We start from the raw sequence: 22520 nt of genomic DNA, 5'->3' as shown, positions 1-22520 counted from the left end.
TTCCTTAAATGGCGATGGGGGTAATTTCACAGGAACAAAGCGCAGCCACCATTTTTATTCGGCGGTGGTCTTTTCCAATGATCTTGCTAAGATTTTGCTGCTGGGCGAACACGGACACTTTATCTTGTTCGGAAAGCTCGACTTTTTCTACGAGTCCCTTGTAAAGATGGAAGATTTTTTTATCCAGGCTGGTGTTATACACGGCAAGAATTGTTTCTCTCATGGCTTTGCTCATAGCCTTAAGAAGTTCAAAGTTACGGAAATAATCAGAAATCAAAAAATAACAAGCGTATCCGGGGACTCTAACTATTTTTATAGCTTTTGGTAGGGCGAAGTGTTGCTTTGTGATGACGTAAGCGACTCGATTCAGTAGGCGGAAATTAATTTCGTGCTTCAGTGCATAGAGTTGGCTATCAGTTTCATCTAGCTCGGTTATAAATCCACTGAGTGACAGGCAAAGAAGTGATAGGTTGTACTCTGTCGGTAAGATAATAGCGCGATGAAGGTTTGTATCGAACCAGCTTTCCAGATTGGTTTTGATTTTTCGTTTGCTTTTCTCGATATCTTCAAGCAAGGCCTGGCGCTGTTTGGATTTTGCCTCTTTGAGCTTTTTAGCGCGACTATCAGAAAAAAAAGAAAATACCGTAAAAATTAAACCAATGCCGGCAGCTACCCAGCCTACTGGATTCCACGCGTTGAAGAAAGCAATTGCACTCACAACTCCAGCTATCGCAGAGCCCCAACCGTTTATGCGCCTGAAGTCGGATTCGCTGAAATTTTTACCATCATGGACAACCTCGAAAGACAAGGTGATATCCAAGCCCTCGTTCATTTCTCGATTAAAGTCTTGAAGCTCTTCTACCACTTGCTCTGCCGAGGCTTGTGCCGATCGCTCTACTTTTTTTGCAATATTAAAGCTTTTGTAGTGACGATCCCATGCCTCGGCTGCATTTTTGTCTTCAATATGGTCATCAACAAAGTCTGCAACAGAGTCTATTAGTGGTTTAAAAGCAGCATCAACTTCTTTGGAAAGCAGTCGTGGCGCATCCCGGAGGGTTTTTACTTTCCATTGGGATATACGAGTGTAGCTACTTTCATACTGCGGCAAAAGCTTAGCAAGCCGATCCCTTTGGCTGAGAATGAGCAAGCTCTGCTCATCGATATGATGGAGACTAGAGTCAAGAAACGTTTGGATCCTTCGAGTCGGCCCATTAATTTCAACTTCGTCAATAAGCGCATTTAGAAGGTCATTAATTCGGCTCAGCGCATGTAATTGCGAACCTTCCTCGCCCGTGATTTTGGTTGCCAAGAATGCAGCTTGAGCATGGATTGGGATGATTCGAACTGTACTCGGATTGATGCCTGCGCGCGCGGCAAGACTCTTAAGTCGGTCACCATGGGACTGGATATCTTCTTCCTTAAAAATATATTTTTCCGGGCTTTTCAGTGCTCGTCGCCGGTTACCTTCGCTTTCCAGATCCTTCTTCATGTTCAACACGAAGATCAGAGGCTTGTTGAGCTTATGGACATGTTCAAGCTCAACAAAGGTTGATTCTTGGATGCTGTCGCTGTTAAGCATGAACAGCACGACGTCTGATTGTTCAAGGATTTCGTGTGCGACCTCGGTGTCTTCTTGACCGTTAAAGGCTCCGAAGCCAGGAGTATCAATGATCCTAAGGTTGTTCCATTCGTACTCTTTAACGTCGCGTGTTGTTCTTTGCGCCCCTTTACCAATGGTCTGACCATCCCCTCGTGTAATGGCCTCGCGAATAGTGCTCTTGCCAGCCATAGTTCGGCCAAAAAGCATGACATTGAAGCAGTCAAGGCTTCGTTTCTGCTTGCCGAGATTGGCGTTTCGTTTCGAGAGCAGCTTTCCGTAGTCGCTTGCGAGATCCTGAAGCATGTTGGTCAGACCATCTTCCACCATCTTGTCTTCGGATAGCGTCTGGCGGCCATGATTAATCACGCCCTGCAGTTTTTTACTCAGCGCATCAATAATGGTGTCGCATTGCTCAAAGTGAGCATAAACAGTCTCATATTCTTCTTTGGCTATACGCTTGCAGGCTTCGAGCGAAGCTAGGTAATTATTATGAGCCGTCATCCCTCTACTCCGCCTTCTCGCCAGTGATCGCCTTCACCTCAGCCAACAAATCCCCAAACTTGCCGTAGTTCACCTTCACGCCGTCATCCAGATCCAGGCTGATGCGCTGGTCCGCGTGGTGACGGAGTTTTTCGTCGAAGGTGGTGAGTTCGGCTTGTTGGTTGTGCAGGGTGGCGAGCTCTTTTTCCAGGCGCTTTTTCTCGGCGGTGCTGGGACTGGCTTCGATGTCCTGCTCAAGCTTGTTGGCGTAGGTGTTGAGCTTGGCGGTCAGCGGAATAACGTACTCGGTACGCATGCGCGCCAGGGTACCTTCGTTGTAGCGGTGCAGGTACACCAAGCACTGGAAGGCCTTTTGCTTGCCACTGCTGAACAGCCAGTAGATCGGGCGCTTTTTGTAGGTTTGCAGATGATCCTTGAAGAAGTTGTCGCAAAGATAACGGCGCAGGGTATCGCGGCTTGACTCGGTCTTTTTCGGCGAGAGGTTTTCCGCGAGAAAGCGCAGGTTGGCTTCGAGGTGGACTTTGTCCCAAGCCACTGAGACAAATTCAATCAGGCGATTGCCCGCATCGTCGGCAAACCACTCTTTATCTGTGAGCGGTAGGATGCCGTCGGAATCGGCTGAAAAGGTGGTGTAGCGGCTGAGGTCGAAACCCTGGTTGCCGCTGTGTGCATAGATCAGGCCGGGCTCATCCAGGCTGTAGCGACCGAACATGCAGCCGATGGCGTAGGAAACCAGCTCCGCACAGGTGTCCTCACGAAAGCGCGTCCACAGCTCGGCTTCGCTCATCTTTCCGCCGTAGCGGTAAGCCGGGTTCACCGTTAGGGTAATCTGCTCGATAGGCACGTCGGGGGTAAGCTCGTCCGCTAAGCCGTAGGCGTCGATAAAGAGGCGATTGTTCTCTTCTTCAAGGCGCTGCATCTCGGTAATGGTGTCGCGGTTCTGGGTGATCCAGGCACTGTAGCTGGATTCAAGGGTGGGCGTGGGCTCGGAGGAAGCCGTCAGGATGGGGAGGGATTGGAAGTCCCAGGAGCGTTCGTAGGCGTTCCAGTCGAGCTCTGCATATCCAACGCAACCGCTATAGATCTGCCGTAGGACTGGCTTTTGCTTAGCGGCTGACTCCTGTGGAAAGGGAAGTGATGCCACGCTACTGGAAACGAAGTGAAACGTCGGGTTGGTAAGCGACATCAAGAATAAGCAGACACGCGAGCACAAAAACGGAAGGTAGATCTCACGGTCGACTCCAAATAACGAAGGAGCCTCTACATTGAAGATGAAGCCGTTTGGCATGTCCCGGGCGCTGAAGTGTGAGCTGGTTGTGTGCGTCCAAGTTACGCCGGAGGAAAAATACTTCCCCAAGCTTTGGATACGTTTGGTTGGAGAGGAATGCCTTGATGAGATGAACTCGAACAGTTCTCTCCCGTCACTTTCCCAGTTGACGACGAATTCGTCATTCCCGTACCACTTACGAAAGTCCCCCCCCTTCTTGTGCGGGAACCACTTCTTACCGCTTTGACTCGCATCTTCTCTCGACATCATGCCGAAGCCGATTAGGTGATGGGAGACCTCAAACCACAGTTTTAGAAACCTAGCGTTGTCATCAGTCTGAAGCCCGGCACGTGTGTCGCCAAACTGGCCTATTCTCGGAAGTCGAACAAAAGCGTCCCTGACTTTTTCGCCCAACGAATAAGTAACAGGGCTACCAGGGATCTTTTTGAATTCGTCCTGATCTATCTTGAAAAACCACCCACACTCTGGACTCTGAATAGCTTGCCTTGTGAACGCCGCCATCTCTGGGTCGCCACCCTTGAAATCAACAAGGCTAACGAAGCCCCCTTTTGCATTAGAAGAATGAGTGTTCCTAAAAGTAAACGAGCAAATTTGAACTGTAGCCCCTTTAAAAGCAGACAGTGGGAGTTCAACTAGGCTAGCGAGTGTTCGCCGTGAAAGCAGGAAGTGGCGCAGCTTCTCGTGAGAAGCAATGTACATCCACACATTCGGGCTCATGATACCGATACGTGCGGTAGCAGAACCCAACGCTGAGCACTGAACGATGAACGCAGAGAACAGGTCAGACTTCACGTCGGCATAGTGCTCTTTAAGGAACTCCTTGACGGCGGCTACGTGGTACTTGCTCCCCATATACGGCGGATTGGCAACCACCACGTCGTATTGCGCAGCCAGCATCTCTGCCTGCTGCACCAACGGCCCTAAACGCTTGAGCTGTTCCGCTACAAACAGATCCTGGCTAGTCGCCTCGCACAGCTGCTTCAACCTCGGCAGCTTTTCTGCCAACCCCTCCGGCACCTGAATCAGTGAGCCAAAGGTCGTGGCATACTCGAATAGCCGACTCAGCCCCATTAGATCGCCCAACTGCAGTCCGTAGTCCGCCAGCTTTATGCCGCTAGCCAGTACCTCGGCATCGAGCCCCGCGCTGACCTCCAGCGCCATCACATTGAGCTTTACTCGGCGCTCGAATAGCCGACGGTCATCGGCACGGCCCTTCATCATCAACGCAAAACCGGTTAGCTGGGCGGCGCGCCCGTCGATATCGAGGCCAAACAGGTTCTTCTCGAGGATCAACTGCGCCACGTCGCGCTGGCGATAGCCGCGCTCCAAGTAGATGGCCTTGAACAGGTCATAGGCCTCCACCAGGATGTGCCCGGAGCCACTGGCCGGGTCGATCAGGGTCAGTGTCTCGGGGTTGAGCTGGCTTGGCGTGCTGGCCGCGAGCTGTTCATTCACCTCGTTGGTCTGCTCGACGGGCTCGATGTAGTACTCCATTTGCGATTTAAGTGGCGAACCGGGATAGGTCGCCAGCCACTGCGCGCCCAGCGAGTTTTGCACCATGTATTTCACGATCCAGTTGGGGGTGAAGAGCTGGGTCGCCGCCGGAATGTCTTCCGACTTCACCACCTTGCCAATGACCTGTTCCTTCTTCTCCGAGATGTAGAACTGGTAGAGCCAGCCGATGATCTCGATATTGGCCCAGTCCTCTTCGGGAATGGCGCTGACTAGCTCGCGGATCAGTGAGTCGGTTTTGGTGAGGTTGTCCGGCAGCAGCAACTCGGTGGCGTCATCCACCGTTTCAAAGAGAAACGGCATGGCCTGATGCAGGGCGTGGCACTGGGCCAGCAGCAGTTCGCGGTAGAGCTCTTCGTCTTTAGTGCCGTCGAGCTTCAGCTCGGCAATGCGCTGCTTATCGAGGCCCGGCAACTCGATATCCAGGCAGTCGTCGAGAATCTGCGGTGCGGTAGCGTTCCCGTTGGCGGCACTAAGCACGCGACGACCGTGACCGAGATAGTCCTTGAGTTCCATATAGCGAATAGCACAGAGGCGGTTGAACCAGCTATAGGCGGCCTGTTCCATTGCCTGGGCGAAGCCCAGTTGCTCGACCTTTTTCACCAGCGCAGCGCGCGGGCGGATGATGCTGGCAGGAAAGGCCCGCTCGCCGATCAGGGCCAGATCACCCTTTTGCTCTACTGGCGCGATGCCCATGCTGGGGATGCTGGACTCGCGGATGCCAAACAACGCAGCGCGCTTGGTCATGGCGGCAATAAAGGCCGTGCGCGCTTTGGGGGCGTAGTTTTTGATGCTGCTGGTGTTCATATCGGCGTTTCCTAATTCTTTTTGAGCTGGCTTTGGCGCAGTTTGCAGCTTGGAGAGGGCACACCCTTTTCCGTGCAGCAAGGGGTCAACGAATGCGAATGCGTTTATCTTGCTGAATAGCGCTTTCCAGTTCGGCCTTGAGGGCCTCGATGAAACGGTCGATATCGTTCTGGCTTTCCAGATACAAGCCGTTGCCCAGCTTGTTGAACACACTGGTGGCTGCAACTTCCACCACGGGCTTTGGCGGAGCTACAGGCTTAGGCGTTGGCACCAAAGCAGGCGCCAGGTCTTCTTTGGCGCCGCTTGCCGAATTGGCTGTTTGTACGGCCTTGGCCTGCTCTTGCTGAAGCTTCTGCTGGCGTTCGGCCTCGGCCTGAATAGCACGCTCTAGCTCAAACACACCGTCGTGTAGGCGCTCGTCGGCAGTCTGGGTTTGCAACATGTAGATGTTGGCGATGCTGGTTTCGGTCTCCAGATCTGCCTTGACCAGCTGCAGCGGGCGCAGGAGGCGGTTACTCAATTCGGCGGTTTCGATACCGCTCTTGCCAATCTCGGTCTGCAATTGGGTAATTTTCTCGTCGACACGAACCAGGGCATGTTGTCGCTTTTCAGTCAGGATGGCGCCGTTAATGGCTTCTACCGTTTCAACCAAAGTAGCGACCTGGTGCAGCTGACTGTAGGGCGTGGTGTTCTGCTCAATAGCTTTCAACTCGGCCAGCGCTTTGCAGGCTTTCTCGTCTTTATCTAGCGCTGGTTTGTTCTTCTCGAAACGACGCAAGGCCTGCTGCAGTTGCTGCCAGGTATGTAGCTGATTGGTGAAGAACTCGTGTAGATCACGGTAGTCCTCTTCCAGATCCAGGTAGTCATCCTTGTTGTCGACCACAGCCTTGAAAAAGTCGACGCTGTCGGTGTTGTTTAGTAGGCGCTGCAGGTTGAGCAAGGCCTGTTCTATGGCATCTTTACCAGGGAAGCGCCCGGCGCTAGCCGTTGCTTTGTATTTTTCTAGGTTGGTGCGCCATTTACCGAAGTGCACGCAGTAGTAATCGAACAACTCCTTTTCGCCCGATGGGCCTAGGGCGTTGAACAGCTCCTGGGTTAGATTACGTGCTTGCTTGAGCAGTCCTTCGTCAGTTTGGCGCTTCTTCTGCACCGAGACTTCACGACGCTTACGGCTGTTGGCAAGGTACTCGAAGGCGTCCGACAGCGGCATGCTGGGGCCTGCGGCGTGGAACGAAATACGGCTGGAAGCAGCCAGGCGACCGAGGACCAGCAGGATTTCTCCGTCCGGCCAGCCATATGGGCGCTTACTGAAGCGCTCGATGATGTCTGCGACCAGCAAGCGTTCGTTACCGGAAGCGCGTAGCGAGATGAACTGCTCTACTTCCTTGATGGCCTGCGGGTTGCCTTCGTCACCGTCGAGGGTCAAGCCGAGTTGGTCGATGTCATTGGTGTGCAGAATGGCGTGGAGTTCACGCTCGGGCTCCTGCTGTAGTACTCGCAGATAGCCCAGTTTGGTGAAGGTGTTTTCGAGGAGGTACTGGCACGCTTCATCGAACTTGTTGACGATATTGTTGCTGTTGAGCTTCAAGTGCTGCCCCTGCGCATAGACCTCTGCGCGCTCGGCCAGCTCTTCCAGTAACAAGCGCAGGCGTTTTTTGCGCTCCTGATTCTCGCGGCCGCGTTCGGCGAGGATCTTGCTCAGCTCAGGCTGGCTACCGTCGTCGTTGAGGCGGATGAACTTGTTGGTCTTCAGCCAGGTGCGCAGCTCGGTGAAGAAATCCTTGCTGTCAGGTAATTTGAAAAGTGCCATGCCGGCAGGAGCTTCGTTGCTTTTATTGATGCAGCCGGCTTCACCATAGAGAGCGTAGTCGAGATCCAGTGGCGAGATCACTTCGACACGGAGGTCGTGCTCGTAACGACCTTCGAGGCTGTGGCCGTCGAGGTAGCGACCGATACTGTAATCGGTCTTGTTGACGCTGTAGCGGAACTTGTTCTTGTCCTTGAGCAGGTCTTTGTAGATCAGGTCAGAGAGCGCCTTGTTTTCTTCTGAACCGGCGATCTCTGTGGCCTTGATCTTGCGGGTGATGTCGCGCTCCTCGTTGGTGAGGAAGACAAACTCGTCACCGTTGCGGGTGATCAGGCTTTCCTTTTCAAGGCGCTGGAGGGTTTCTTCGATGCGGCGACGTAGCGCTAGTTTGTCTTCGTCGACCTGTTCAATGGAGAGGGTGACGAGGTTGTCGAGGGTGCCCTTGATCAAGTCGACATAGCGGATCATGAACAGGGTGCGCAGGATCTGTACGTCGAAGGCGTCGAGAACGCTGCTTTCGCCCGCTTGGTCGATGGTGCGCTTGACGGCTGTATCGAGGAAGCCTTCGACGGCGCGGTAGAAGCTGTACATGGGAATCAGCGCACCGAGCGGTTTCTCCGCAATGGCCATGGCTGCCATCTGAAAAGCATCGAGCATGGAGCGCTCACCGTAGGCCAGGTGCGCCCCGGTGGCACCGACCTTGCGGATCTCCTCGAAGACCTTTTGCACCAGCTGGAAGTGGTACGGCGCAAAGGGGTAATTGTTAATGAAGCTTTCCGGACCATCGAAGTTTTTCAGGGTCGGGCCGGAGCGGTCGAAGGTGATCTGGTTGCGCAGGATGTCGCCTTTCTGTTCCCAGAGGGCGCGCAGCTCTGCTTCAGCTTCCGGTGTTTTACGCAGCAGACGCTTCTGGATGACCTCGTCAGTGTTGGAGCTCGACAGTGAAAGTCGGGTTTTGAAGCGCCCGGCAATTTTCGAGAAGTCGTTGGCCTTGGAGGCGGACAGCTCGCCCAGTACGGCATCCATATCGGCTTGAGAAGTGACGATGATCCAGGCGCGGCCCTTGCAGATGGTGCCGAGGTTTTCGGTGATGGTCTGCAGGGTTAGCATCAGTTTGGTATCGCTGCCGATGAACTGGCCGACTTCGTCCACCAGGAACAGCACGCGGTGTTTAGCTGGCTGGGTATCGAGGTATTCACGCACCCAGTTGCAGAAGCTCTCGACTGAGACGCTGAACGTTTGTTCGGAGTCTTCGAACCATTTGTGCGCAGCCTCATCAGATAGATCGAGGGCTGCGGCTACCGCTTGCTCAATGTCATCCTGGTAAAACTGATAGCCATCACGCTCCTCAGTCCAGTCCATCCCGGTGGAGTCATTAAAGGCTTGCTTGAATCGCTCATAGACGCCGCGCTGGGCCAGATGACGCTCCATGTGGGCGATGTGGGGATGGTCGCCACTGAAACCTTGATGCTCGTTGAACACCCGTAGGAAGACATTAAGGATCGGGTTGCCAGCATCGTTGGAGCTGGCTTTGCTGTCGATGTTAAACAAGATGACATCGGCACTGTTGGCAACGGCCTTGTCGATGTCGGCACGGATGGTGGCATCACGTAGTTTGCTCGCATCAAAGAAGGAAACAGCCTTGCGGGTATTGCCCTGGTCGTCGCGCGCTTCGATGTTGGCCAGCAGGTATGACAATGTCTTGAGGAAGTGCGACTTACCCGAGCCGAAGAAACCGCTGATCCATACGCCCACGCGGTTGGCGATGGAGGGATCGTTCAAGTCAGTACTGTAGGACTCGAAGAAGCTGCGGAAGTGTTTTTCCAGCTCGTTGGTGACAACGTATTCATCCAACTCCTGGTGCACGGTTGCGTCGTCGGACTGATCCGCCTTAACCACGCCGTTGATCGGGCGATCGAGTTCCTTGAAGAAAATATCTTTAATGCTCACGGCAATCGTCCTTATTGATCAGGGAACCAGCTTGAAGGCGCGGTAGTAGTTGTTGCTGGGAATGCGGTCGAACAAGGCGAGTGACTGCCCTGAGTAATGACCGGGGTAAAAAAGAACCAGAGGCTTGTGGCCAAGCAGCGCGTGTAGCTTGTTGAGAAGATTGTGGGCGCGAAGAACCGGCCAAACTGAGCCCACACCACTGATTAGCACCACGTCGTGTTGATCGGCGGCGCTGTGTTCCATTAGGAAGGGCGCGAATTTGTCCATATGCAGCGGTCCGGATAGCGCCTTGAGCAACGCGAGGTCACCTTTGGTTTGCTGCATCTGAATGGCTTTTTCAGTGAAGCTGCGTTGATCCAGATATTCGCGCATAGCCTGTAGCAGATTGATATGAGCCACTTTGAGCTGACTGTGCTTCCTGGCAAGGAAGCCCTGCAGGAAACGGAGGTATTCGCGCACCTGCAGCTCATCCTCGGGGGCATAGTCGAAGATCCAGAAACCGAGCTCATTGCCCAACCCTTGGCTCTTCAAGAACTCTTCGGTGAGGATCTTGTCTGGGATCTGGTTTAGCCGATCCTGCAGTTGCTGATTCATGCGAACACTCCTTATTCCACGCCTACTGTCCGGTGGCATTGGATACTTCCAAACAGGCTTTTATGCGATAGCGGTAGCTGTCATCCAGCAATACGCGGACCTCTGACCGAATCATCAGGTTTTGTAGTTTCATGTTGCGGGTGCTTTTCAACAAGCTGACCTCGGCCAGCATGCGATAGATGACCTGCGCCATCTTCTTACGGCTGGACTCCGTCCAGGTGGTGATGGTCGAATCTCGATGGCTACGTTCATCCAGAAACTCATTCCAGTGGTAGGGTTCGAGCACGCCGGCGCGGGTGACGAAAGCGTCTTTGAGGACGGTCTCGATGAATTCGACGAGGAGCAGGTTGCGCTCCAAGGCAGAGCAGAACACCACTTGGGTAGCGAGTTCATCATCTCCATCTCGAATTGCCCGCCAGAAAGGGGCATCCAGCCGCTCCAGACGCTTGCGGATGGCTTGAGCCACACGCTTGGCCGAAGCTGGTGCGCGTTTCTGCAGCCGGTTCTGTTGCTGTATGACCTCATGCCATTGCTCAGGGCTGGCGTCCTGCAGTAGCAGGTCTGCAACGACTCGTGATTCACGCACCTGCAACGAGCCGCCGATTAAGTCAGAGTCGTAATGGAAGCTATGCATGCCTATTCCCCATCACTGCTAAAAAGGAAGGGAGTTAGCTTGGCGCGATCAGCTGGAAGCAATTGCAATGGATGCTCGCGTACTCGCTCGGCTTCTTCTGAGGTGGTGGCAGCTTGATAACGTTGAAGGGTGTAGTGGGCAAGTGCTGTGCGAACTGTCAGCTGCAGGCGGCCTTCTGGCATACCAAAATCGCGTTCAACCAAAGACTTTTGGGCATCGCTGAGCAGTTCATTAGGGATCAATGTCAGGTTGACTTGGTCGTGCCAGCCACTGTCTGTACTCGATAAGGGGGCATGAGCGTCGCACGATTTTGGTGTGCGGTAGATACGTGAGAGTAAAAAGTCGCGGAAGGCCAGGCGCTTATGGCACCAAGCGCGAACGTGCCAGCGGAAACCCGTATAAACGAGAGTGTGAGGTGAAATCACACGCTCATGAATTTGTGGGTTGGACATGGAGGCGTAGAGTACTTTCAGGCTGCCGGCATTGCGGCAAGCTCTGATTAACTCGCGAACCACTTCAGGGCGTGCTGCACGATCTGGAAGTTGGACAGTAGTTACGCTGGGGTGAGCTTCCAAAATTTCAGACACGGGCTGATCAGATTGCTCGCCGATGAGTGTCATGTACTCATTGATGTGTCCAGCGCTCAGTACGGGTTGAAAGCCAGCCGTCGGGACATAGCCTTTAACTGCAGGGCTGTGAATTAGTGAGCTTGGATTGAACTCGCTGTTATAGCGATTGATGTCGGAAGAAGCTTGCTGGCGGCTGATACCAAACCATGCCATCAACTGAGTGGTGATCAGGCGACCCTCCCAATAGCTGATTAGCTCTATCGCGCGTAGCCTGAGGAGGGCTTCGTGTTTGGGGAGCGGCATAGACATTCCTGAATGTGAGCTAGTCCAGATGATGCCTTATACGAGGCGCCAGTGTAAATTAATTTACTGTAAAGTTTTTTGCGTTTTGAATAATTTTGCGTGGCGCGCTGATAGCGTCGGCGTCCGGTGCGTGAAAAAGACGTCGATCGATTTTTAACTGGCGCAATTCGTAAGCCCTATTTACAAGTTCACTTGGCCGGGCCGCATTGTCAGGAGCTTGAGCAGAAAATAATAAAGTGCACGACACTCATGGATGCCGCCGTGGTGCGGATGCTGGCGAAGCCTGTAGTGCGGAAAACGGAGCTGCCCAGACGGTCATTGTCATCGATCAACACATTGGGTCCCCTGGGCTTGCAGGCATTGCCTTCGGCCAGCGAAGGGCAGGGGAGTGACTTGATGCAATCCTCGCACTAGTGTTTGCAGGTTTCGCTATTACCCACGTAGCGCGGTCGTCCCGTTGCATGGTCAGACAGGCTGTACTCAGTACGGAAGTACGGATCCGGCCTAGCCCAACTATCAGCTATACAGCCATGGCTCCAGTTCAGTCAGATTTCTCACGACGATCTGCTGGGATTCAGGTCGGGGCTCCATTTTTGTAGGGTCGATCTGATAACACTGCAATACATACTGCACCAGCGCCTTGCGAGTAGGAATCAGCAGTTGGCTGTTCAGCATGCCGTAATCGGTTTCGATGATTGCTTTCTGTGCTGGAGTAAGGCGCGAATCGGGTTCGATAACCTCGAGGAGGTTAACCAGGCTGATCGGCTGAAAAAATACCTTAGTCGGGCCGGAGGCTGAGCCAGGTGTCGACTGAAGACTTCCATAGACTCAAGTTCCCTGCCGCGTCGGCTTCAGGGGGGCACGTCCAGCTAAGTGCAGTCATGTAGATGACGATTTACATGATTGATATGAAGGGAAAATTGTACCGGTGGCTTTACGCTTGAAGGGCAACGCGGATAATGTGACTGCTATCGTATTAAAAAAGGCTGCAGTATCCCAAGGATGGTCCATCACGATTACTCCTTCACCAACAAGCATGCTTGCTTTAGTTCCTACGAGGTCCAACCTGCGCCGAAGAAAAAGGCCACGACGTCGATGACGACGAAGACAATGATGCTGATGACGGCCAGCAAGCTGCAGGCGAGCAGAGCGGTAGCACCGATGTGATGGACAGCGCCTGGTTTATGCCGGCCAACCGCGAAGCCGACTATCGCATCGCCTGGGCGTTTTTCGCCGAATAGGCCGAGGGGAATTGAACTATGCGTTATGGACAGGGAAGTAGAAGAATTAGCCTGCCGATGCAGCGCGTTAACGGGCAGTGGGAGTTCCTCTATGGTGGTGATGTTCCGTTGCGCGATGGTGCTATTGCCGACCTGGTGGTCAACATGGATTCCATCCAGGATCGTGACTTTCTGAAGCTGATAAGCCAGGAACTGTCTGTTGAGGTGCTGCCATTGGGGGCGCCCTTGCTGGTCGCGCTTAGTGACCGAGGGTATGCCTTGCAGCAGGCCGAACCTACTGGTATGCCGAATATCCCTTTGCAGTATCGGCCACCCGGTTGCACCCGTTTCGTCACCGTGCACATCGGCCCAAAGAATAAACGCCAGAATGATCTGTTCGCTGAGGATGAGGGCGGCCTTTGGCTCCGTCAGATAGGCCTGGACCGCTGCGAGCTGGAATGCAGCCCCATCCAGATGCCTGAGGGCTTTCCAAAAAAGGTGGCGCAGAGTCCTAACCATGCTTTCACGATGCTCTCCGAACAGTACGAGCCCCATCGTCTGTCGCACACAGGTAACGCCTACACGCATTTCTTCTATCCGGAAACAGACGGTCAATGGCTACCACTATCGGTCCTGCGCGATGGAGTTTTCAAACGCGCTGAGCGTTCCTTGATCGATCAAGCCTGGCGCCAGCTTGAGGAAAAGCTAGGCTGGTGCCATCTACCACCAGTGCCGAAGAAGTCTATTCCGAAGCGCGGCAATAGGGATTCCGGTGATGAGTAAGGAGCAGCAGTAATGACTACGCATATCACCGCTCGATTGGCTTGGCATGCAGATGGCTGGAATGGTCATGTTTGTAAGGACCCTGCTGCCAATACCTTTTGTGTCGGACAACAGTCTTATCCAGGCACCATGATCGGCGAGCAGCGCGATTTGGCCCAAGAACAGAAGGTATGTGGTCAAGGGTGTAGCAAGTTGGGCAAGGATGTACCGCCTTGCATGTATAGCATCAATGCTTTCGGCCAGGACAGGATTCATGCCTTTGCTGATACGCCGGAGTTCTTTCGTAAGGAAGATAGAAGTCCTGATGGCGTGCGCCGCGAGTGGGATATGCCACCGTCCAGTTGCAGCATTTGGCCTTATGAGGAGATGTATAAGGATGAGGTCAAGCTAGCCAGGGGGGGATACGATCCAGACAAACGTTTGGCCGCGGTTCGGAATTTTTTTGCCAAGGTTGAGGTCGGTCGAAGCCTGGTTTTTTACTACGCTAACTTCAGCAACCCGTTCAGTGAGGAAGACAACAAGCGCTATGTGCTACTTGGTGTCTCGCGGGTCAAGGCTCTGGGTGAGGAGTTGTTCTATGACGAATGCAGCCAGGAGACCATAGACCGATATGGTGGATTCGTTTGGCAGCGAGTGGTATCCAGCCACTACCCCGATCAGGGCATGCGGATCCCTTATCACCGCTATACGGATAAGCCGGAGGTGTTGGAGCAGATTCTTGCTGTACCGGCGAACCCACGAGTATGCAAGTACGCAGCGAGGCATGTATCTGACGACGATGCCCTCATTCTGGTAGAGCAGCTACTTGGGGTTGCTTGCCGTCTGCAAGAGCTGGGCGACGATAGCGAAAACTGGGGCAGCCGGATTAGCTGGCTCCAATCAGTGATTGCCGAGCTTTGGCAAGGTCGAGGGCTTTATCCCGGGTTGCCGGCTGTGCTTGATGTCATCGGCTTTCAGGCCGCCATCCCTGGCTTCGTCAAGGCGAAAGCTGAGGAGGCTGTCGCGATCAAGGATGCTGTTTTTGCCTTTCTCGATGGTACTGCAAAAGCGTTTGATGGACTTGCCCTTAACAGCGATGAGGTCAGTAAGGTCAAGCGGCAGTGGCAGCTAAGGACGGATGAGGAGCGAGCACTCAGTCGAGATTTGTTACCTAGGTTCGGCTTGGATGGCACTCAAGTGAGGCGCTTGCTAGGGGAGGATCGAACGACTTATGGCCTGCCGGCCAAATTGAGTGAGATCATCGACAACCCCTACATCCTTTGCGAGTCATATATCGGCGACGGACCGGATGACACCATTGGGCTCAGCAAGATCGAACACGGAATCTTCCCATCGCCCAACATCGCGCCGGCTTTCTTGTATGAGGTGGACGACTGGAGGCGTCTGCGTGCGTTCACGGTCGGTCAGCTGCTCATCAAGTCGACGCAAACATTCCTCGAGTTATCTCAGGTTTTGCATGACGTTAACCATGACTTGAGCTTTGTCGCTGAGTGGAAACGACACCAGTTTACCGAGCGCTACTACGAGATCGATAAGGAGCACATGCTGGGCGCTCTCGAGTTTCGGGAGCACGAAGGGCAACGCTACGTGTACCTGCGCTCTGCCTGGGAAGACGAGCAACTGGTTTCAAAGTGCTTGCGTGAGCTCAATAAGCGAGCCGACATCAGCTTTAAGGTGCCTCTGACGGAGTCTCATTGGGGCGATTACCTTCGCGATGACTGCAGCATCCTGAGCCGGATGGACGCTGATCAGTACCGGGAGGCGATAGAGGGCCAGATTGCAGTCTGTCAGCAGATTTTTGTCAGGCCATTGTGTGTGCTGGCTGGCTCTGCTGGGACCGGGAAGACGACCGTTATTCGCTCATTGATTCATGCTGTCGAAAGAGTCCACGGCAGCGGAGCATCTTTTCAGCTTTTGGCCCCAACAGGTAAGGCCGCAGATCGCATCCGTGAAAAAACGGGCAAAGCTGCCTCCACCATCCACTCGTTTCTGGCTCAGCGCGGCTGGTTGAATGACAACCTGACCTTCAAGCGGCAGGGAGGTTTTCGAGAGGAGGGTATAGAGACCTACATCGTCGATGAGTCCTCCATGCTCGACCTTACGTTGGTTGCCGCGTTATTCCGAGCCATCAATTGGAATTCGGTGAGGCGACTCATTCTGGTTGGTGATCCCAGCCAGCTGCCGCCAATAGGTCGCGGCAAGGTGTTTGCGGATTTGATCGATTGGCTAGGTAAGGACTATCCCGAGTGTCTGGGGACCCTGTGCACTAATGTGCGGCAAATGGAAAACCGTCTCCAGAAGACGGGCACCGGGATTATTGACCTAGCCTCGCTGTTCATTCTGCGTAACAGCGGTGGCGAGGTAGAGCTTCAGAAGGCCCATGCCGAACAGATGCTTGCCCGAGTTCAAGAGGGAGGGAAGGTCGACGAGGATTTGCAGGTTATCTATTGGAGTGGCCAGCAGGATCTCGAGGACAAGCTGGTGTCTAGTCTGCAGTCGGATATGCAAGCCGATACGGGCCTGACGCTGAATAACGAGAAGCCATATGAGCTATGGCGAGCAGCCTTCAAGAATAAGGAGGGGGTAGATCGCCCTGAGCAATCCCAGGTTATCTCGCCATATCGCGGTGAGTTTTTCGGTACTGATCATCTCAACGGGCTGCTTCAGGTCGCCAGTAAGGGACGGAGGCCGGATCCACATCGGTTGATTGATGGGGTAGCGCTGTTTGATAAGGTCATGCAAATCCGAAATCGTTCGCGCTCCAAGCCCCTGTGGGCCTGGGATACTCATGGACGCTCAAACAAACCTGTAGAGGTTTTCAACGGAGAGCTCGGGTTTGTCAAAGCCCATGCATTGGATGGGAAAAATGCGTTTGGACCCTGGTTCCGAATTAAGCATTTTCAAGTTCTTTTTTCCCGCAAGGAGAGCTTCTGGATCGGCTATGGGCGTTCTCTGGGTAAAACACCCGATGGAAAATGGATTGGGGACGAGAAAGTGGAGGATAACCTGGAGCTTGCCTATGCCATTTCAGTGCACAAGTCTCAAGGTAGCGAGTTTGAGCGTGTTTACTTCGTGCTGCCCAAGAGCAAACAGGCACTGCTTTCACCTGAGCTGCTCTATACCGGTCTGACGCGTGCCAAAAAGCACTGCACGCTTCTGATCGAAGAAGACCTTTCCCCACTGTTAACTCTGCGTCGCCCTGAAGCGTCACATCTGGTAGTTATCAACTCCTCACTGTTTGATATGAGGCCTGTTTCGCAACTGCTCAGCAGAAAGTGTGATTGGTATGAGGAGGGCAAAATTCATCATACGCTTGCCCAGTTCATGGTGCGATCGAAGTCAGAGGTCATCATCGCGAACATGCTGTTCGAGCGTGAACTTCCCTTCGAGTATGAGCAGCCTCTATACGCGAAAGATGGAACATTTTACCTGCCTGACTTCCTGGTTCATTGCCAAGGGCAAACGTACATCTGGGAGCACTGGGGCATGATTTCCGACGAGGGTTACCGCAACCATCGGGAAACCAAGCTTGAGTGGTACGAAAAGCATTTCCCAGGTCAGCTCATTGAAACATTTGAAGGGGCTGAGCTGAGCATGGAGTCAGATAGGTTAATTCGGAAAATGCAGGGAGCTCCGGAGTGAGCATTCTGAATCCAGGCGACAAGGTCAGGCTGAAAGCCAATCCGGCGCGGGTCGGCATCTTGGGTAACGAAACCGATGGCCCTGTACATCGACAGCGGGTGTTGGTTTCGTTTCTCGATGGCAGCGAGGATTTCGTTTTGCCCTCGACCCTCGAAAAAGTTGAAAACAAGCCTCTACGCCCCTACGAGTGTATTGAGCGGGGACGGTTCAGTGGCGAGGATGACCTGCGGGCGGCGATTACTTTTCACCGGCTCAGTGGCAAGCTGGCCAACTTGATCTACAGCCTCAACACTACCAATACCCAGTTTCTGGCGTATCAGTTCAAGCCGGTGTTGCAGTTTCTCGATTCGCCCTGCAACGGCATTCTGATTGCTGATGAAGTGGGTCTAGGCAAAACCATTGAGGCTGGCTTGATTTGGACTGAATTGCGCGCGCGATTGGATGCAAAGCGATTATTGGTTGTTTGCCCGGCTATGTTGAGGGAGAAGTGGCGTGATGAGCTGGCCAACCGCTTTGGTGTGCTGGCGGAGATGGTCGATGCAGGAGATTTGCTGAAGAAGCTTCAGGCAGTGCGGGAGCGACCACAGGATGGCTTCGCGGTCATCGCGAGCATGCAAGGGTTGCGCCCACCTCGTGGCTTCAATTCGCCGGATCAAGTCAGTCAGCGCTCTGCTGCTAAATTGGCCAGATTTCTCGAAGATGCAGAGGTGGACGAGCCGTTGCTGGATATGGTTGTGGTCGATGAGGCGCACTATCTGCGTAACAAGGGTACTCAGACCAATCTGTTGGGACGGTTGCTTCGCCCCGTAGCCTCAAGTCTGGTCATGCTTTCGGCCACACCCATCCAACTGCGCAGTTCAGACTTATTCAACCTGCTCAATCTGATCGACGAAGATGCCTTCCCCTACGAGGAGAGCTTTCGATACAGCCTTGAGGCTAATGCTCCTATCGTAAGGTTGCGAGATCGAATTTTGGCTGGGCCAATTACGCGCACGGATTTTGTCGAAGGCCTGGATGAGGCGCTTGAAGCACGCTTTTTCGAGGATAACGAGCAGATCACCTATCTGCGGGGGCATGCCCCCAGTAACAAGAGATTGGCCGATCCCAAAGGGCGGGCAGAGCTGGCTGATCAACTAGACCGAATAAACCCGCTCAGTAAGGTAGTGACCCGTACCCTAAAACGGGACGTGCACGAAGGGCGGGTAGTGCGTGCGCCATACGCGATCCGCGCAACCATGAGCGGTAGTGAGTCCGATTTTTACGAGCAGGTCACTGAAGCGATTCGTGGGTACTGTGTGGCGCGTGCTGTATCCACTGGCTTCATGCTGACTATCCCGCAGCGACAGATGTCCAGCTGTATGGCGGCAGCCTGCCGAGCCTGGCAGAAAAAACATGCTGCTCTGGAGCAGGATGAACTTGAGGAGACCTTGTATGACTTACAAGGTGATCTGCTGGAAGAGAAGGCACCACAGCCTGATGAGATGGGGTCGCTGCTCTCGGCGTTGGTGGATATTGCCCGAGAGGTGGGCGATTACGAAACGCTGAGGCACAACGATAGCAAGTACGCTGAGTTGCTGAAGAATCTGCGTATCTATTGGGCTGACAACCCAGGTAAAAAGGTAGTCTTATTTGCGTTCTACCGGCAGACCCTGGCCTACCTTGCTGAACGTTTACGTGAAGATGGCTATGCCTCTGTGTTGGTCCAGGGGGGCATGGATAAACAGCAGGCGCTGGCGCGCTTTCAAGAACCTCAGGGCCCCAGTATTCTATTGTCTTCTGAAGTGGCTTCAGAGGGGGTCGATTTACAGTTCTCCAGCTTGGTCATCAACTACGATCTTCCTTGGAACCCAATGCGCATTGAGCAGCGGATAGGTCGAATTGACCGCATCGGCCAGGAAGCTGAGCGGATCATGATCTGGAATTTTATGTATGCCGACACCATCGACGAACGAGTCTATGACCGCTTGCTGGATAGGCTGAATATATTCACGTTCGCGTTGGGTAGTATGGAGGGGATTCTTGGAGAGCAAATTCGGGAGCTAACTCAAGACCTACTTACCCATAAGCTGACTCCGGAAGAAGAGACTCAGCGTATCAATCAAGCCAGCCTCGCGATTGAAAACACCAATCGGCAGCAAGAGGAGCTCGAGGCTCAGGCTACTCAGTTAATCGCGCATAGTGACTTCATCCAGAACAAGGTGCGGGCTGCCAAGGAGTTGGGCCGGTACATCCGGGGGGAAGACTTGTTGAGCTATGCACGTGATTTTCTGATCGTGCACTATCCCGGCTCACGTTTTGTGCCGTCTGATCGAGACCCAATGGAATATGACCTTGAGCTTTCCGTGCAGGCTCGAGTCGAGTTCGCTGAGTTTGTAGATCTGTATCGCTTACAGGGGCGAAGCCAGCTGTTGAGTCAACGTCCTAAACCATTGCTCTTCGAGAACCGTCAGGGAAATCCGTCCAGTGCTTTTGAGCGTGTAACGCAGGATCATCCACTGATTCGATTTGTCACCGATCGTCTTCGCCAAGCGGGCAAAAGCCCGGCAAAGTTCCCGGTTTCAGCGATCGACCTTGCCGCATTTGAGGTGCAAGGTTTTGAGCCTGGCATATATGTCTTTGGCATCTATCGCTGGACCGTTTCCGGTACCCGCGACATCGAGCGATTGGAGTATGTTGTTCGGCCTTTTCAGAACGATTGTTTCGTCGATGGGGAGCTAGCAGAGCATCTTGTTAATACCGCAGCACTTTGTGGGAGCCAGTGGTTGAGTGTTGCCAACGAGTTAGACACCGAAGCTGCAGCCGCTTATTTCGATGCTTGTCGTGATCAGTTGGATGAACGTTTTGATGAATTTCAAAGCGCCCAAGGCCGGGAGGATCGTGATCGGCTAAAGATGATGAAAAAGGCTCTCCAATCACATTTGGACAAGCAAGTAGAGCGACTCATAACGACAATCCAGTCGCACCGCTCTTCTGGTGAGGAGCGACGCATGCGCATGATTCCAGCAGCCGAGGGGAAGCTGAAAAAATTGCGTAACAGATTTCAAGAGCGCATTGCTGAGCTTGAACTGAAGAGCGGTGGAAGCTCAGACAAAAACTTCGTAACAGGTGGTGTAATTCGGCTGCTTTGATCTCAAGGGACTGACATATGCGCGTGACGTTAGAAGAAAAGCTCAAAGAAGCCTTCGCCAAGATAGGGCAAGAGCTGCCTGTTCGACCTTTAACTATCCAATCGACGGGGCATAAGCCTGGGCATGCTGGGCGCCATCAGCACGCAGAATGCAAACCCGAGCGGGGCCAGGCACCGGCCGAAGTAATAACAGAACAGACGCCGGCGTCCCGACAAGGAGCCGCAAGTAAAAAGAAAAAGGTAGAGAAGGCGCGGCCGCCTCTGTCGTCAAAGCAACCCAATGCAGCAGCTCAGCAACTGAGTATTGACTTGAGCGTTTACCGCCAAGGCGTCAATCCTCGTGAGACTAGAGATGCCAGTACCAGCCCTGATACTCGATATGAAATGTCACTTGGTGCTGACTCTGCACCGTGCTGGGGGCACTCTGATGGAATGAAAACACTGGAGTTACTGAAACTCGAACTAACGGGGCAACAGGTTCAGCCGATACCGAAGGAGGGAATTACTGCTCAGGAGGATCGAGCGTTGGTCCTCGGACTGGATTTTGGTAGCTCCAGTGTGAAGGTCGTTATCGGTGACAGTGCTTTGGAAAAAGCATTTGCTGTGCCATTTCGCAATGCTACTGGATTACCGAGTTTTTTGCTGCCGTGCCGGCTTTACAAAGAGGGAGGAGTGTTTTCGCTTGAAGATGGGGGTAGAGCAATGGCTGATATCAAGTTGGCTTTCCTTGCCCACCCTACAGTTGTTAAGTACCAGCAGCGAGTCGTAGCGTTTCTCGCTCTAATTATCCGAAGAGCGCGTGCCTGGCTGTTTAGCGAAAAGGAAGTAGTTTACCGCTCGAGTAATATTGTCTGGCGAATGGCATTGGGATTCCCTACGGCCAACCACTTGGATCCTGAACAAACGAAGGGGTTTAGGTTACTGGGTGCGGCGGCCTGGATTTTGGCTGGAAGCTCAGAAGAAAAAATTGATGACATTGGGGTTATCGCTGCATTACACCGTGCTGAGGCGCTTGATGCGGGAGAGCTCCCGTCCGATCAGGAGGATGTGGAGCTTTCCGTCGTCCCAGAAATCGCAGCGCAGATCTACGGCTATGTCGCTTCGGAACGGTTTGATAATAATGCCGCTAACAACTTCATGATGGTGGATATAGGCGCGGGGACCATTGATGCTTCGCTTTTTCACGTCAAGCGAGGCCGCGGTAAATGGGACTTTGAGTTTTATACCGCGACTGTTGAGCCCCTTGGCGCTGTCAACCTGCATCGAAATCGTCTGGACTGGTGGGCTCGTGCTATTGAAGAGCGAACATCCAATCGGGAAGATCTTCTGGAGGCGATTTCAGCTGCAAGAAAGGTGACAGATGGCGAGGAAGGAATGCCACAACAGCTTGAAGCCTATTTCTCAGCGGCCAAGGTCCAATTTTTAGATCCTCGCCAACATTCAGACCGACAGTTTTACGGGAAGGTGTTTAAGCAAGTGGGGCACGAAACATATTGGAAGACCTCACGAGGCTACCTGACGCGGGAGCAGCTAACAGATATTCCTGTATATCTGTGCGGGGGAGGGAGCCGTATGCCGTTTTACGGTCGATTGAAAGAAACGTTGAACAACCATCCCAGCCTGTACGAGTGGATGAGAGTGAAAGTCAGGCCGTTGGAGCTACCCAAGCGACTTGATGCCCCAGGGCTTGTGAGAAATGATTTCGACCGTTTGTCAGTGGCTTACGGCTTGAGCTTCCTCAATCTTGGGAAGGTTTTGAAGTCGATACCTAAGTCAGTGATACAAGTTACCGTTTCAGACGGCTGGCGAGATAACTACATCGAGAAATAGGGAGAGAGGCACAATGCGTAAATCATTGGCAATCTTCGCCTCGCCGGACCGCCCGTACTAAGGATTTTTGTTCGCCATGCTTCCACCACTTCTTTCGCATGACTGTTGGCGCTCGTGCCGAATTGACCCACGTGCTGATGCAAGACTGACCCATCTCCAAAACCGCACAAATCCGGCAAAGGTAATAGCTCGCGAAGTATCAGACTGGGTCACTGACATCTCGGCACTGCGTCAATTTCGCGTCGGCGCCAACATGCTTGGACTCAGTCAGTGCCCGGCCTTTAGACAGACGACTCATCGCCAGCTGTTGAGCCATCTGCAGAATGTCGGCCTCAGTGACAGGCGACTCCATG

At 53.4% G+C, this 22520-nt stretch carries 10 protein-coding genes and 3 pseudogenes; 4 read left to right on the top strand and 9 right to left on the bottom strand.

Annotation, left to right across the window (positions count from 1 at the left end):
• Window positions 1–4: 4 nt before the first annotated feature.
• The 8 genes and pseudogenes from QMX91_RS03040 to QMX91_RS03005 form a co-directional block, all read right to left on the bottom strand.
• The gene (locus QMX91_RS03040) at window positions 5–2101 is read right to left on the bottom strand and encodes a GTPase (RefSeq protein ID WP_198848265.1); all 2097 of its coding nucleotides are present in this window, start codon (window positions 2099–2101) and stop codon (window positions 5–7) included.
• A 4-nt stretch (window positions 2102–2105) separates the two neighbouring features.
• Window positions 2106–5708 (bottom strand): BREX-1 system adenine-specific DNA-methyltransferase PglX, encoded by a 3603-nt coding sequence (pglX, locus tag QMX91_RS03035; RefSeq protein WP_198848264.1) that lies wholly within the window; start codon window positions 5706–5708, stop codon window positions 2106–2108.
• Window positions 5709–5793: 85 nt separating this feature from the next.
• The gene (gene brxC / locus QMX91_RS03030) at window positions 5794–9465 is read right to left on the bottom strand and encodes a BREX system P-loop protein BrxC (RefSeq protein WP_198848263.1); all 3672 of its coding nucleotides are present in this window, start codon (window positions 9463–9465) and stop codon (window positions 5794–5796) included.
• 18 nt (window positions 9466–9483) lie between these two features.
• Window positions 9484–10059 carry a DUF1788 domain-containing protein gene (locus tag QMX91_RS03025; protein WP_138763801.1) on the bottom strand — a complete coding sequence of 192 codons (576 nt, stop codon included), beginning with the start codon at window positions 10057–10059 and terminating at the stop codon, window positions 9484–9486.
• A 22-nt stretch (window positions 10060–10081) separates the two neighbouring features.
• A complete protein-coding gene (locus QMX91_RS03020) occupies window positions 10082–10693 on the bottom strand; it encodes a DUF1819 family protein (RefSeq protein WP_138763802.1) in 612 nt (203 codons plus the stop codon).
• Between the two features lie 2 nt (window positions 10694–10695).
• Window positions 10696–11565, bottom strand: coding sequence for a WYL domain-containing protein (locus QMX91_RS03015; RefSeq protein WP_138763803.1), 870 nt, complete (start codon window positions 11563–11565; stop codon window positions 10696–10698).
• 248 nt (window positions 11566–11813) lie between these two features.
• A pseudogene (locus QMX91_RS03010) lies at window positions 11814–12068 on the bottom strand (hydrolase or metal-binding protein); the annotation flags it as partial.
• Between the two features lie 13 nt (window positions 12069–12081).
• Window positions 12082–12303, bottom strand: a pseudogene (locus tag QMX91_RS03005) (WYL domain-containing protein); the annotation flags it as partial.
• Window positions 12304–12863: 560 nt separating this feature from the next.
• On the opposite strand from QMX91_RS03005, the gene QMX91_RS03000 reads away from it, so the two are divergent.
• The 4 genes from QMX91_RS03000 to QMX91_RS02985 are packed head-to-tail and all read left to right on the top strand — an operon-like array spanning window position 12864 to window position 22167.
• Window positions 12864–13568 carry a hypothetical protein gene (locus QMX91_RS03000; RefSeq protein ID WP_282412213.1) on the top strand — a complete coding sequence of 235 codons (705 nt, stop codon included), beginning with the start codon at window positions 12864–12866 and terminating at the stop codon, window positions 13566–13568.
• Between the two features lie 12 nt (window positions 13569–13580).
• The gene (locus QMX91_RS02995) at window positions 13581–17210 is read left to right on the top strand and encodes an AAA family ATPase (RefSeq protein ID WP_198848262.1); all 3630 of its coding nucleotides are present in this window, start codon (window positions 13581–13583) and stop codon (window positions 17208–17210) included.
• A complete protein-coding gene (locus tag QMX91_RS02990; protein WP_198848261.1) occupies window positions 17207–20338 on the top strand; it encodes an SNF2-related protein in 3132 nt (1043 codons plus the stop codon). The genes QMX91_RS02995 and QMX91_RS02990 overlap by 4 nt, the downstream gene beginning before the upstream one ends.
• Window positions 20339–20355: 17 nt before the next feature.
• Window positions 20356–22167: a hypothetical protein gene (locus QMX91_RS02985; protein WP_138763806.1), complete on the top strand. Its 1812-nt coding sequence runs from the start codon at window positions 20356–20358 to the stop codon at window positions 22165–22167.
• Window positions 22168–22417: 250 nt separating this feature from the next.
• Here QMX91_RS02985 and QMX91_RS02980 read toward each other — a convergent pair.
• Window positions 22418–22519, bottom strand: a pseudogene (locus tag QMX91_RS02980) (DNA repair protein RadC); the annotation flags it as partial.
• Between the last annotated feature and the right edge of the window lies 1 nt (window position 22520).

This window comes from Pseudomonas sp. PS01299 (assembly GCF_029960145.1).
Classification (GTDB): domain Bacteria; phylum Pseudomonadota; class Gammaproteobacteria; order Pseudomonadales; family Pseudomonadaceae; genus Aquipseudomonas; species Aquipseudomonas putida_A.
This window is presented reverse-complemented; position numbering and strand designations above follow the sequence as displayed.